Raw genomic sequence first — 13,571 nt, forward strand, 5'->3', positions numbered from 1 at the left:
CGACTAAGGAGATGGCGCGACTGGCGTCATCTCTATCCCGCGAAAAAGCTGATAGCGATCAACATCATCGTCTAAATATTGAATATTCTGCGTCCATTGCCATGCGTTAGCTTGAGCACCCGCCCCCTTTGCCTCAAACAGTAATTGAATTAACGCAGACCGGGCAGTCACCACGCCCTCACCCAGCAAAGAATAATCGCCATTTTGACGATATAAGCTAAAGACTTGCTGCTTCTCTTGGGACACGCCATCGTAATAGGTCAACAACACTTGCTCGCCCTGCTCCCTAAACCACCAGGTTTCACTATAGGGCGCACGCGTGCCAACACTCACAGACAATAACAGCTGCCGCTTATCATGGGAGCAAAATCCGGTGACTGTGACTTTTCGTGGCACTTCCCCCACCTTGGCTGCATCGCCCACCCATTGACCAGTAAACTGAGGGCAAAACTCACTAAAACTCACCTTAGCCGCGTGCGCAGCCAGAGGAATAGTAGCACTCAGTGCAATTGTCACTCCCCATAATAGTCTTAATCGGTTGATTTTATTCTGCATCTACCTAGTCCTCAGCCGAAATATCACCCTAGATTAGCCTGTAATTCTGCCATCAACAAATCACAATTAGCCGACAACTATTCACAGATGCTTACACAAAGCGTCCCGCTATGAGTTATCACTCAGTTTGCTTTCATGCTCGGTTTCTATACTCTCGAATCTGCACCACAAATAAAATCATTATAACTATATGTATGATAAGGAGACTCACAGTGAAGAAGATAGGAATCTTATTGCTCTGTCTGTTGATGCCATTCGGCTCAGCATTTGCGGAGCAGGGTAAACCGCTCTCGGTGGAATTGCTCTGGCAACTTAAGCGTATTGGTAGCCCAGTCGTATCGCCCTCTGGTGAGCATATTATTGCGCCAGTCACAGAATATGATCTGAAGGAAGATAAAGGTTCGACCCAGTTATGGCGTTTTGATGGCGAAGGTAAAAATAATCGCGCGATTACAGTCAAAGGGTTAAAGGTGAGCGAGCCCGTGTTTTCGCCCGACGGTAAAACCTTGGCCTTTGTGAGTGAGCGAAATGAAGACGACGCAGGCCAAATCTACCTATTGCCTATGGACGGTCCGGGTGAAGCGCAACGCTTAACCGACATACCTACTGGCGTAAATGGTATTAAATGGGTTGGCAAGCATTTGTATTTCATCAGCAATGTATTCCCAAATCAAACATGGGACGAGATGAAGACCCAACTAAAAGCCGACGAAGACAATAAGGTCTCCGCTCGCCAGTGGAACGCTTTGCCCTACGCTCAGTTTGATCACTGGTTAGATGAACGTCGCCAAGCCCATATATTTAGGATCCCCGCTTCGGGCGGCGAAGTCGAATCCGTGACGCAAGCGCTCGGCCATGAGTTACCACGCTCGAGCCAAAGCAGTTCAAGTTACGATATTTCGCCTAATGAACGCTTAATTGCCTTCAGTACTTATGGCTCAGACAACCGTATCGACCCTAAACTGGATATTTTCCTTGCGACGATTGGCAGTGGTAAAGCAGAGAATATCACCCCAGAAAATCAAGCCGCAGATGCTGATCCCAGCTTTAGCCCCAATGGCAAAACGTTGGCTTTTACCCGTCAGAAAATCCCCGGTTTCTATGCCGATACTTCAAGGCTGATGTTACTGGATATCGATAGCCGTAAACTTAATACGCTAACACCAGAGTGGGATCGTTCGGTCAGCCAATTTAATTGGACCCCCGACAGTAAAGGCTTTTATGCCACCATCGAAGATGCCGCCACTAACCGCATTTATCATATCGATGCCAAAAACGGTAAAGTCAAAGCCATTACAGAGGCAACTGACTTTAGCCAACCCGCCATAGGTAAAGACGGTGAACTGATTGCCACCAACGAGAGCTTTTTGCACCCAGCGCGCTTGGTCAGCATTAATCCCCGCAATGGTAAGACGGTACGCCTAGAGAATTTTAATGACGATATTCTCAAAGATGTTGATTTAGGCACTTACGAATCAGTGACCTACAAGGGATATCAAAATCAAGATATTCAAATGTGGGTTCACTATCCCCCCGGATTCGATCGCAGTAAAAAGTACCCACTCTTTATGCTGGTTCACGGCGGGCCACACAACGCCATTACCGACGGTTTCCATTACCGTTGGAACGCACAAACCTTCGCCTCTTGGGGATATGTCACTGCTTGGCCAAACTTCCATGGTTCTAGCGGCTTCGGACAAGCGTTTGCCGATGCGATTAACCCAGATTGGAAGAATAAATCCCTCGAAGATGTGCTCAAGGCGGCCGACTGGTTTAAACAGCAAAGCTGGATAGACAGCGACCGCATGGTGGCGGGTGGCGCAAGTTACGGCGGTTATCTGACCTCAATTATTTTAGGTCAACCACATCCCTTTAAAGCCTTGTTGATCCACGCTGCGGTTTACGACATGTATTCACAAATGGCGTCGGATTTTGCCGTGCACAGCACCCGATTTGGCAACTACTGGGATAATCCTGAGCTGTATAAAGCCATTTCTCCGCATTACTTTGCAGCTAACTTTAACACTCCGACCTTAGTCAGCCACGGTCAGCTCGACTACCGGGTACCTGTGGGACAAGGATTTGAACTGTTCCGCACACTGCAAACTCGCAATGTGGAATCACGGATGATTTACTTCCCAGATGAAAATCATTGGGTTATGAAACCCAATAACTCTATCTATTGGTATAACCAAGTGAAAGATTGGATGACCCATTATGCTAAGCCGGGCGCGCAATAGCACCTAGAACAGAAAAGCAAAAGGTCTGCACTATGCAGACCTTTTCTTTATTGAATCAAGCCTCGCAATGATGGCTTATTGGCCAAATCCCGTGGCGTTAATATCGACGGTTTGCACTTTGCCGTACTTAGCGGCAATAGGTGCAATTTTAGCCGCATTGCCAATCAGCACAAATTGCAGATCTTTTTGCGGGAAGTAAGTTTTCACTAACCTTTGGGTTTCTTCTAAGGTCAAACCATCCACCTTAGCTTGGAACTCATTGATAAACTTATCATCGAAACCGTATAGATACATGCCAGATAAGAGCCCCGCCAGCTGCCCTGAGGTTTCAAACTGAGGCGGGAACTGACCCTTAACGTAGGCTTTAGCCGAATCTAAGGTCGCTTGATCTACACCTTTTTCCCATAAACGTGCATAGGTTTTTAAGGCTAAATCCATCGCTTCTTGAGTGGTTTCCGTCTTAGTGAAAGTGCTGATTGTGAATACGCCCGAATCGGTATAAGGGCTAAAACCTGAGCGTGCGCCATAGGTTAAGCCTGCGTTCACCCGCAGCTCGTCGTTAAGCCAAGAGGTGAAACGACCACCTAAAATAGTGTTCACTACCGTTAAACCTACATAGTCTGGATTGTCACGACTAATGCCTAAACCCCCAATCACAAAAGTAGTTTCGATTGCATCGGGTTTATCCACCAACAAGACTTTGGCCTCGGTCAACTGAGGCAAACCTTGGTTTAAATCAGGCTGCACCAGCTTTTCGCTGCCCTGCCACTGACCAAAGGCATGCGTCAGCTTGGCTTTCATCGACGCCACATCAAAGTCACCCACGACAGTTATCGCGGTATTGGAAGGTTGATAGTAACTCTTATGGAAGGCGCGCAGCTGTGACACTGTCACTTGCTCCAGTGAGTCACGGTTACCCGAAGCCGCATTGCCATAAGGATGTGCACCAAATACGAGCTTATCGAAGTAGCGACCAATCACAGCCCGCGGGCTTTCTTTATCCTGCTGCAGCCCAGCAATCGCGCGCTGTTTGAGTTTATCGAACTCGGCGGCATCAAAATCAGGCGTTAACATCGCCGCGCTAAATAAGCCCAGCATCAAGTCAATGTCCTTCGCCATAAAGTCAGCACTCAGATAACTGCCTTCCTTATCCGCTTCGGCCACTAAGCTTGCGCCGAGAAAATCCACTTGCTGCTCGATATCCGCCTTAGATTTCCCCGCCGCACCTAACAGCAAGCCTTCTGCTGTCATTTGTGCCACGCCTGCGGTGGTGTCATTCACTGCACCGGCGCGTACCACGGCATTTAAGGTAATTAACGGCACTTCGCGCTGCGGCATTAAGTACACAGTTAAGCCGTTATCTAACACAAACTTATCGTAACTTGGCATCGCAAAGCTGCCAGTATCGACCCGTTTTGGTGCCGATGTCGTAGCACAACCCGCTAAGGCTAAACTTGTGCCTAGGGCTAATGCGGCCATTAACTTAGACGATTTCCCAAGTGATGCCATCTTAAGTGATTTCACTGCTGTCGATTTCATAGGGAAGACTCCTCAGTTGCCGCCAGCACAGCCACAGTGCGATTCGATTTACGTAAATAGGTTTGGGCAACTCGTTGAATATCCGCAGGCGTGACCTTGTTATAGGCTTCAGGTGCATTAAACAACTTGTCGTAGCTGCCAAAATACATCTCATAGGTGCCTATGGTATCGGCCTTGCCATTGATGGTTTCCATCGCGCGATAAAAATCCATCAATTTGATATTTTTGACCTTTTCTAGCTCTTGCTGGGTCACGCCAGTTGTCGCAATCGCATCGATTTGTTCAATCAACGCATGCTCCAGCGTCGAGGCTTTCACCTCAGGTGTAGCAACGCCCATCACATAGAAGAGGTTAGGATCGACCGACATCGGCATGTAGGTTTGCGCTTCTAAGGCCACTTGTTTATCAACCAATGATTGATATAAACGTGAGCTATTACCTTGGCTTAGAATCGAGCTTAATAAGTCCAGCGCATAAAAATCCGCATGAGTTGCCGCCGGAATATGGTACGCCAACATTACGTTAGGTGTGCTGACCGATGCCTTTTGCACAAAGGTGCGACGCTCACCCTTTTGCTCAGGTTCGACAGTGCGAATCGCTTTAGGCGGAGTCTGTGCCGGAATAGGCGCAAAGTACTTGTCTGCCAAGGCTTTTACTTGGGCAAGCTTTACATCGCCAGCAATCACGACCACGGCATTGTTCGGCGCGTAATAGGTTTTATGGTACTGCACGAGATCTTCCAGCGACCAAGCGGCGATATCCGACTCGTGACCGATCACCGACCACGAATAAGGGTGGGCTAAAAACGCCACGCCTTTGATTTCGCCTTCGAGGGCATTCCAGTTAGAGTTTTCTAAGCCAGTGGAACGCTCCGACTGCACTACGCCACGTTCGCTATCGACCATGGCTTGGTTGATATCTAAGTTAGCGATGCGGTCAGCCTCGAGATCGAACATAGTTTCGAGCGCATTGGCGGGGAACCAATCAGTATAAACCGTCATGTCTTCAGTGGTATACGCATTGTTCGCGCCACCGGCGGCTTCCATAGTACGGTCGAACATTTTTGGGCCGTACTTTTTCGAACCGTTGAACATCATGTGTTCGAAAAAGTGCGAAATACCGGTAATGCCGGGCACTTCGTTACGTGAACCGACCTTCCAAAATAAATACATGTTGGCATTGGGAATTGAGGCATCTTCTAGCACCATGATTTTCATGCCGTTATCTAGCGTGAAACTCTTAATGTCTTCTGCCGTGGTGGCCTGTGCTTGGCTTAGGGGGTTCAAAAGTCCCATGGCCAACACCAGAGCCGATAGCGTGCGCTTCATCTTGTTCGCTCCTTGCTGTAAATATCCACATATAGAGGTAAATTGTTTAACAAATCAAGCGCAGGAAGCGTATCCCGCGCCGATTTTTTGTAAGCTCAAGTTATACCGCAGCGCTTACGGAATAATGCATTAGCCACTTATTGGGCTTTGAGCGCCGTTAACGCCACTTTGGTCATGGCCTCAACGCCCACTTTTAGCGCGCTTTCATCCACATAAAATGCCGGCGAATGATTGCTGGCCGCCGTTTCAGGGTCCGTTCCCTTTGGCGTCACCCCGAGGAAGAAAAACATCCCCGGCGTTTCTAAGGCATAGTAAGCAAAGTCTTCGGCACCTGTGATTAACCCGGGTTCAATCAGCATCTTATCGCCCACCACGCTCGCAAGCACAGGCCGCATGCTGGCGACTAATTCAGGATTATTGACCACCACAGGATAACCTTGATGGATCTCAGTCGTCGCAGTCGCACCAAGCGTTTTTGCCGATAACTCGGCCATTTGCGCTAAACGCAGTTTAATATCTGCGCGCATAGGTTGGTCGAAGGTACGAATTGTACCAATCAGCTCGACTTCATCGGGAATAATATTAGAGCGAATACCGCCATTGACCGCGCCAAAACTCACCACTGCCGGCGCTTTAGTGATATCCACCTGACGGCTGACGATCGTTTGCACGTTAGTGATAATTTGTGCCGCAGCGACAATAGGATCGACCCCATTCCAAGGACGCGAACCATGGGTTTGGCTGCCTTTCACTTTGATAGTAAAAGAGTCTTCACTCGCCATTGCTGGACCACTGCGCAGGCCAATCATGCCACTCGGCATACTCGAGGTGACATGCATACCAAATACTTGCTCGGGTTTGCGCTGAGCAAACAGCCCTTCTTTGAGCATCAATTCCGCACCGCCCTCTTCACCCTCTGGCGCACCTTCTTCAGCGGGTTGGAAGATAAACATCACATCCCCCGCTAGGCTGTCTTTCACTTTAACCAAGTTTTCGGCCACGCCCATCAACATGGCCACATGGGTATCGTGCCCACAGGCATGCATCACCCCCACCTTTTGATCGCGATAAGTGTCAGTCACCTTAGAGGCAAAAGTCACATCGACCACTTCAGTCACAGGCAGTGCATCCATATCTGCTCGAATCGCAATCAGCGGACCAGGCTTGCCACCTTTCAGCTTTCCGCCTTTCAAAATGGCCACCACGCCTGTATGCGCCACACCCGTTTGTACCTCTAACCCTAAGGATTTCAGATGTTTTTCAATAATCTTGCTGGTACGAAACTCACGGTTAGACAACTCAGGGTGTTGATGCAAATCACGGCGCCAGTCGATCACCTTTTGCTCCACACCCGCCGCCAACTTAGCCGCATCAGGCATAGCACTGGCCGCCGCTTGAGCCGAACTCAAACCCGCGCCCATAAAGCTCAAGGCTAAGGCCGAAGCGAGTAAGGTCTTGGAAAAACGGGATTGGTTTACTAGGGGCTTAAATTCAAATGATGTTGATACAGCAAGTGATACAGAGGGTAAAGTCATAGCGATAGCCTATTGTTGTTTTTATAAGCTACCTAAACTACACGGACAAGGAGGAATTGTTAATAGATTTAGTGATAAAGGTAAAAGAGACTGTGCTTCATTAAAGGCTGTCTTTAACCGTCATTCCCGCAATGCTTGTGGGCGGGAATCCAGCTTTTAGATAAATCAACCTGAAAAAAGATAGGGATGGCGGATCTCAGTTAAAGAAACTCAAGGCAACGGAAAAGCTGTCCCAATGCTTGGCATCGTTAGCTTTAGTCACAAAACAACAAATTCACGATTTTCTTTAAAACCACATGGCCATCGGCCTTGGCTATACAACTCAGCCACCTCACTCCATACGCCCTTTTGTCTGAGAGCGGCTTCTCTCGCTGCCATTTTGAAGGCAAAGAGTGCGCCGCCTCTAAAGCTCTCAGTAAAATCATGAGGACCATACACAAGCAAAGGATGTGACCGGCCAATTTTTCTCAGAGATCTGAGCGCCGATTTATACACAAGCATCTCCGCGTCTTTTGTTTCCTCACATTTTTTCGGACCATTCAAAGGATCCTCTTGATCTCTGCTTGTAGGCAGCCATTCCCATCCATATGTAGAACCCAATACGCCTTCAATCGGACTTGCAGCCGAGAGCCAGTCAATAAATTCAACTTGTTTGGCTAGATATTCAGGTGTCATAGGAAGTTAACTCCGTGTTAAAGGAGTTTCAAACTGAAGCAGCCGTTTGAAACTCCAGTGAGTAAAGCGAAAGATTTTAAACGCTTTGTTACGTTTTGGCTCCTTAGCTTGGTTTACCCGCCAAAGTCTAGCCACCCATTTTAAATCAACAACATAATGCACTTTCGGTTTCTCTACCACCTGTACTGGCTAAAATTACTTGAACAAGAGCCATCATATGTAGATGTCTGGCTAAGATGCTTAGCTAAAATTGCCTTTCTGAGTAACACAGTATTGCACGGGTATAACGGTAGTGAAATTTAGTCAGCAACTCACAAAAAATTAAGCTCTTCATCTTGGAGGGATAAAGCACTATCAATGGAGGCTAATAACACGCCATAGGTGTAACCGCAATTGCCCACAAAAATCACTTGATTACCATTGAGTACCATCACTTCTACCCCATGATCGGTTTCCCAGTTGCAGGTGTAATGATAACGAATTGCCCGAGCCTCCATTGTGCTGGTGTCATCCAATATAATGTACACCGGCTGGGTATTTGCGGCTATTTCATTGATGGTATTTAAAGAAACCTCCAAATCACCACAATAATCTTCAAAGTACTTATGCATTTTGAGCATAGCATTTAGAATTTGATGCTTCGTTTCTGGTGTCATCAGAGAAACGTCTTCGAGCATTTTTATGCGTAACTTATCGTTGCCCTGAAGCTCACCTTCAATAATCAGTTCACTCGGTTTGTTGAATAAGGGGTCGTACATTTTTGTTATCCTTAATCCTCAATTAATTCATCTGGATATAGCGCGATTTGCGTCAAGGATTGTGCAAAAAATTGGCTTAGGTTTGGGCTGATAAAGTCCATCATATCGGGGTCATGGGTGTATGCGATCACTTGTCCCATTTTACCTAATGCCGAGGGCGAATGATCTGCAATCAAGAGTAATGTGCCACCCCCAAATTGGGCAAAGGGCAGCCAACCTTCTTGATACCACCCCGATTGAATTTTGGGATCCCGCACTTCTGGTTCTTGGTAATTAGCGTAGTGCTGGGCCCGTTTTTTTCATTCGGTCACGATATGTAAGAGATGAGGCTAAAGACAAAAAATCATACCGGCAAAAGTAATCTTTCCGGGCAAAGACTGTGCTCCACTCATTGCCGCCATTGGCATATCCCCAAAGCTCCCTTAACGGAGAAACAAATGTAAAACCTAATTGTTTTTCGGCTTCATCTAAAACTGAGTTTGATAAGCCACGATCCAGTTCTAATGTTTGATTCATGTTGGCGTAAATAGCACTCAATGCTTGTAGATACGTCTTAACATCCATTGTATTTATTCCTTCATCTTGACACTTTGCCGCAGTATTAATCCATTTGCTTTATACCGCGAACATATACACTTGGCGAACTTAGTTAATCGAATTAACCACATAAATTCTATTTTCATATTGCTACGACAGATTCTGTCGCAGCCTTCTATTACTTACAAAGCCGCTATTCCAGTCATACCTTATTAACTAGATATACAGCCTAATTTTCAGCGTCAGTGACCCTTACTCTGTTTGAGCCCTCGCTCACCCCACAAAATATCGGTGAATGAATTAATCGAGCGTCTTGCAAACCACACGCAGAATACGAGTAAACGTTCGGTGCAACATCCACTACTCGATGATATAGAAATTGTGAGTGTCGTCGCGAGGAACACCATAGAACTCAGTTAATACAATCAGATAGGCGTGCAGTAAACAAAAAACTCCCCTATGATGCCCTAGTGATTATCGGGCTAACAGTTAACCCTAATCTTAAGTCTGAGCTTGAGGTATTAGTAATAGCCACTGGCATTGCAACAAAACCCATAGAAAATCAAGCATCTGTAGCGTCACAAATTGATGATAAGTACATTTAAGCGACAACAGCATTAACTCGACTGATAAATTCCTTTATGCATATCTTTATGCAAGAAGACTACGTCTTTATCGATAATTTCGAGTCGCCAGCCATAGTGATGCGCGAACCACTCAAAGGTCGCTTCGGCGTAAAAATTGATGTGGGTAGGGTCATTTTTATAGTGCCAACGGGCAAATGCGGTTTGATTTTGTACCCGCTTGGTCATCACAGCCAAAATGCCTTTAGGTTTTAATAGCTTATTTAGCTGCTCAAGCAGAGCGTTAGCATCACTCACATGCTCTATGACTTCGGTTAAGGTAATAAAGTCGTATTGGCGGACTAAGGTTTCTGGGTTATTAGCGTAATAAAGGTCGTAATTATCTATCTGATAACCCCGCGCCTTTGCCATCAAGCTCAAGGCTTTGCCTTCGCCGCAGCCAAAATCGAGCCCTTGGGCCGAAGTGCTAACACGGCTAAGTAGTGGCTCAAGTGTGCGATTTAAAAAGGTTTGATAGCCAAGATCATTGGCATGATTCTCGTGCTTATCGTACTCGGCTTTTTCTGCCTCGGCCGAAAGATAAAACTCAGAAGGCACGCTCACCAGTTGGCAGGTTTGGCATTGCTGGTAACTGCGCTTCCTATCTTGATGATAAGTGAGTAATTCAACGCCATGACATAAGGGGCAGATATTCAACAACAATTCCTAGTGATAGTAAGGTGCATAGTAATGAGAATAGTCATAATGCCCACAAATAATGCTAGCACTGACCAGCTGAAATCGACTATGTCGATGGCCTGATTAAGGTTTAGGGATTTTACGCTCTTTTGCGGCGGCATCTTTTGCTTCCCGTAAATATTTTTGCTCGCGACTTTCTCTTTCGTCGAACTGTTTTTGTGCCTTAAGTTTTTGCTGTGCTTCCCAATCGTTGGTTTGGGATTGTTGCTTAATTTTATCTTCCCGCTCTGTCGTCTCTTTAGTGGCTTGACGGGCCTTTTCTAATTGAGCCTGTTCTAATCGCTGTGAGTCGATGCGTGCCTTATCGGCTTTTTGCTCTAGGGTCAATCTAGGCTTTGGCGCCTCGGCGGCATGCGCTAACGCGAGATGAAAATTAAAGATGAGGGCTAGCGATATTAATATTTTAGAGATTAACACTTTAAATAAATACGCCATTTCCTATCTCCTTTATTCGATAATTGAATGAATCAATGATAAAAGCCAATTCACGCAAGATGTGCAAAACATAGCATAAAATCTGCCTAAGCTTGAAATATGCAGCAGGTGTTCTTAAAAAATATGCTTGAATACAAGTCTTAAACTACACTTTTTAAGTTTCTATTTGAGTGAAACAACAATTAGGTTTATTTTTAACCCCATTGGAATGATGTACTATTGGGCAACTTCGTGTTCAACGAAGACCTAAAAATGGGATGTGACTATTTTGCGTCACAAGGGAGTATCCTGAATGATCAGATGGCAACACTTACTTAAGAAACTCAGTACAGATGATCCTGTACTGCAAGAAAAGCTGTCTCTCTGGCAAGCACATCCCCATAAAACCCCCTTAGCCTTAATTCAAGGCTTTAGCTTTATTAGTGCCAACCAAGCCACCCTCAGTTATTTTGAGACTGAATACGATGCTTTTGTGAATGCGACTCCCTATGATTTTTCTCCGAGGATCCAATCTTCAGGCCGCAATAGTGTTGAATTTGCGCGGGAAATGATCCTCGAAGCCATTGCAGGCAATAATGTTGAATTCAACTGGCTGCACATGAGCCAACAAGGCAATGAACTGCCGACTCGAATTAATCTCTATCGCTGTTATCTGCAACAACAGCCCGTAGTACTCGTTGAATTACAAGCTCTTAATCGCCGCAATCAAATGCGCGAAACGATTTCTGATGGTTTTGCTCATATTCCCAAAGAAATTTTGTCGACCACGCTCGAAGAAAGTGCCGAAGCTGTGTATATCACTGACACTGATAATCAAATTTTGGCTGTCAATAAAGCCATGTGCCGTATTTGCGGCTATAGCGCAGAGCAGCTCATCAGTAAAACCCCTGAATTTTTAGAGGTAAGAACCCATAATATGGGGGAAGAAACCGAATGCCAAATCGCCTTGAAACAAAGGGGATTTTGGCAGGGCGAAACGTGGAAAAGACGTTCAGATGGCAGTAACTTCCCTGCTTGGCAGAGCAGTCGTAAAATCGTCACTGAAGATGATGCTCATTATAATGTGAATATTTTCAGTGATATTAGTACTAAAAAACTATTAGAAACCCAGCTAACAACTCGGGCTATGTACGATACCTTGACTGGATTACCTAACCGGTTCCATCTCAAGCAGATCCTCAATAGTGCCCTCGAAAAACTTAAAACAGATCCCCTCGCACTGGGCGCGTTGATGTTTTTAGATCTCAATGGTTTCAAGAATATCAATGACAGCTTCGGTCACTCCATGGGCGATAGAGTATTACAACTCGTCGCCGCCCGTCTCGAGGCGGGTTGTATCGAAAAAGCCGATATAGCCCGTATGGGAGGAGATGAATTTACCTTAGTGCTGCAAGACTGTAGCTGTAAAGATGAAATTCAGCTGTTTGCAGAGCAGATTCTCAGCTTATTTGAGAGCCCCTTTGAAATTGAAGGCCAAAAGTTCTTCCTCGGCACCAGCATAGGCATTGCGCTATTTCCTACCCACAGTAACCAAGCGGGACAGCTGATTAGTCTTGCCGATACTGCCATGTATTGCGCTAAAAAGAGCTTACCGCATCTCGTGTTTTACGATAAGGAAATGAGCCTAGCTGCCGAGTTAAAATTACAGTTAATCAATAACCTAAGGCATGCACATAGCCTAAAACAATTCACTCTCGCTTATCAAGCCATAGTCGATTTACATACAAATCAAACTATTGCTGCCGAAGCCCTGCTCCGCTGGCAGAAGTCACCAACAGAATATTATGAAGCTGCCGACTTTGTGCCATTGCTTGAGGAAACAGGATTAATTGTCAGCATTGGCCAATGGGTATTAGAACAGGCCTGTGTACAAGCAGCCCTCTGGCGAGCACATTATCAACCCGACTTTAGAATTTCAGTCAATGTGTCACCACTGCAATTAGAACACTTAGATTTTATCGACCAAGTGATAAATGCCTTAGAAATGGCGAAGTTACCCGCCGAAGCACTGATTTTAGAAATTACCGAATCGGCATTGTTACGACAACCGGAGCAAGCACGACTCACACTCAATCGTATTAAAGCGTTAGGTGTCAGCATTGCCATCGATGATTTTGGGACTGGGTTATCGTCACTCAGTCGCTTAGGGACTTTACCAATAGACAGCGTCAAAATTGATGCCGAGTTTGCCTTGCGCTTAAACGAAGTCTCAGGACAAAAGCTCTGCAATGCTATAGTGCAACTCGCACAAGCACTCGACATTCACTTTGTCGCAGAAGGTATTGAAACTCAACAACAAAAAGACATAATGACAGACATGGGCCAAGGTTTCGCCCAAGGATTTCTATTTGGCTACCCGAGTTCAGTCGAAAACTTCACCCAAGCCTTTCTTGCGGAAAAACGCTTAGCCTAGAACAGATTTAGGACTGCCGATGTTCGCATCGGCTCGATAATCCGACCTGCGTACCAAATTAACGCTCTCAACGTTTACAACGGAAAACGAAAGATTCCGCTAAGGTTTTATCGAAATATTCTGATGGGTCGCGAACGAAGGGGAAAGATTTTCTTGCAGAAAACATATGATTTAAGCTCGATAGCCCTGCCAGCACGCCATTTACTAATAGTAATGAATGGAATCACTCCCCTG

General features: G+C 46.0%; 12 protein-coding genes. 2 read left to right on the top strand and 10 right to left on the bottom strand.

Going from position 1 to position 13,571, the window contains the following annotated elements:
- Positions 1-3: 3 nt before the first annotated feature.
- The gene (locus tag HQQ92_RS20985; protein ID WP_105250570.1) at positions 4-555 is read right to left on the bottom strand and encodes a hypothetical protein; all 552 of its coding nucleotides are present in this window, start codon (positions 553-555) and stop codon (positions 4-6) included.
- A gap of 212 nt (positions 556-767) precedes the next feature.
- Here HQQ92_RS20985 and HQQ92_RS20990 point away from each other — a divergent pair, with 212 nt between their 5' ends.
- On the top strand, positions 768-2,795 hold the full coding sequence (locus HQQ92_RS20990) for a S9 family peptidase (protein WP_173248146.1): 2,028 nt from the start codon (positions 768-770) through the stop codon (positions 2,793-2,795).
- Positions 2,796-2,870: 75 nt separating this feature from the next.
- On the opposite strand, the gene HQQ92_RS20995 is transcribed toward HQQ92_RS20990, so the two are convergent.
- The 9 genes from HQQ92_RS20995 to HQQ92_RS21035 form a co-directional block, all read right to left on the bottom strand.
- On the bottom strand, positions 2,871-4,334 hold the full coding sequence (locus tag HQQ92_RS20995) for a pitrilysin family protein (RefSeq protein WP_173248147.1): 1,464 nt from the start codon (positions 4,332-4,334) through the stop codon (positions 2,871-2,873).
- Positions 4,331-5,662, bottom strand: a complete 1,332-nt coding sequence (locus HQQ92_RS21000; protein ID WP_173248149.1) for a pitrilysin family protein — start codon at positions 5,660-5,662, stop codon at positions 4,331-4,333. The genes HQQ92_RS20995 and HQQ92_RS21000 overlap by 4 nt, the downstream gene beginning before the upstream one ends.
- Positions 5,663-5,799: 137 nt before the next feature.
- A complete protein-coding gene (locus HQQ92_RS21005; protein WP_173248151.1) occupies positions 5,800-7,197 on the bottom strand; it encodes an amidohydrolase in 1,398 nt (465 codons plus the stop codon).
- 258 nt (positions 7,198-7,455) lie between these two features.
- Complete coding sequence (locus HQQ92_RS21010) at positions 7,456-7,872, bottom strand: hypothetical protein (RefSeq protein ID WP_113940298.1); 417 nt, start codon at positions 7,870-7,872, stop codon at positions 7,456-7,458.
- A gap of 311 nt (positions 7,873-8,183) precedes the next feature.
- The gene (locus tag HQQ92_RS21015; protein ID WP_173248153.1) at positions 8,184-8,630 is read right to left on the bottom strand and encodes a DUF6985 domain-containing protein; all 447 of its coding nucleotides are present in this window, start codon (positions 8,628-8,630) and stop codon (positions 8,184-8,186) included.
- 11 nt (positions 8,631-8,641) lie between these two features.
- Entirely contained in the window at positions 8,642-8,887 is a 246-nt protein-coding gene (locus HQQ92_RS23795; protein WP_309247081.1) for an SMI1/KNR4 family protein, read from the bottom strand.
- A gap of 16 nt (positions 8,888-8,903) precedes the next feature.
- Positions 8,904-9,194: an SMI1/KNR4 family protein gene (locus HQQ92_RS23800; protein ID WP_254306340.1), complete on the bottom strand. Its 291-nt coding sequence runs from the start codon at positions 9,192-9,194 to the stop codon at positions 8,904-8,906.
- A gap of 590 nt (positions 9,195-9,784) precedes the next feature.
- Positions 9,785-10,447, bottom strand: coding sequence for a class I SAM-dependent methyltransferase (locus tag HQQ92_RS21030; protein WP_105250578.1), 663 nt, complete (start codon positions 10,445-10,447; stop codon positions 9,785-9,787).
- Positions 10,448-10,552: 105 nt separating this feature from the next.
- On the bottom strand, positions 10,553-10,924 hold the full coding sequence (locus HQQ92_RS21035) for a hypothetical protein (protein ID WP_173248155.1): 372 nt from the start codon (positions 10,922-10,924) through the stop codon (positions 10,553-10,555).
- 292 nt (positions 10,925-11,216) lie between these two features.
- Here HQQ92_RS21035 and HQQ92_RS21040 point away from each other — a divergent pair, with 292 nt between their 5' ends.
- A complete protein-coding gene (locus tag HQQ92_RS21040) occupies positions 11,217-13,337 on the top strand; it encodes a bifunctional diguanylate cyclase/phosphodiesterase (protein WP_173248158.1) in 2,121 nt (706 codons plus the stop codon).
- Positions 13,338-13,571 lie beyond the last annotated feature (234 nt).

Source organism: Shewanella sp. DC2-4, assembly GCF_013248875.1.
Lineage (GTDB): Bacteria > Pseudomonadota > Gammaproteobacteria > Enterobacterales > Shewanellaceae > Shewanella > Shewanella oncorhynchi.

Excerpts from the sequence above, each read along its gene's own strand:
- HQQ92_RS20985 (WP_105250570.1), bottom strand. The coding sequence starts at position 555 with ATGCAGAATAAAATCAACCGATTAAGACTATTATGGGGAGTGACAATT.
- HQQ92_RS20995 (WP_173248147.1), bottom strand. The coding sequence starts at position 4,334 with ATGAAATCGACAGCAGTGAAATCACTTAAGATGGCATCACTTGGGAAA.
- HQQ92_RS21000 (WP_173248149.1), bottom strand. The coding sequence starts at position 5,662 with ATGAAGCGCACGCTATCGGCTCTGGTGTTGGCCATGGGACTTTTGAAC.
- HQQ92_RS21005 (WP_173248151.1), bottom strand. The coding sequence starts at position 7,197 with ATGACTTTACCCTCTGTATCACTTGCTGTATCAACATCATTTGAATTT.
- HQQ92_RS21010 (WP_113940298.1), bottom strand. The coding sequence starts at position 7,872 with ATGACACCTGAATATCTAGCCAAACAAGTTGAATTTATTGACTGGCTC.
- HQQ92_RS21015 (WP_173248153.1), bottom strand. The coding sequence starts at position 8,630 with ATGTACGACCCCTTATTCAACAAACCGAGTGAACTGATTATTGAAGGT.
- HQQ92_RS23800 (WP_254306340.1), bottom strand. The coding sequence starts at position 9,194 with ATGGATGTTAAGACGTATCTACAAGCATTGAGTGCTATTTACGCCAAC.
- HQQ92_RS21035 (WP_173248155.1), bottom strand. The coding sequence starts at position 10,924 with ATGGCGTATTTATTTAAAGTGTTAATCTCTAAAATATTAATATCGCTA.
- HQQ92_RS21040 (WP_173248158.1), top strand. The coding sequence starts at position 11,217 with ATGATCAGATGGCAACACTTACTTAAGAAACTCAGTACAGATGATCCT.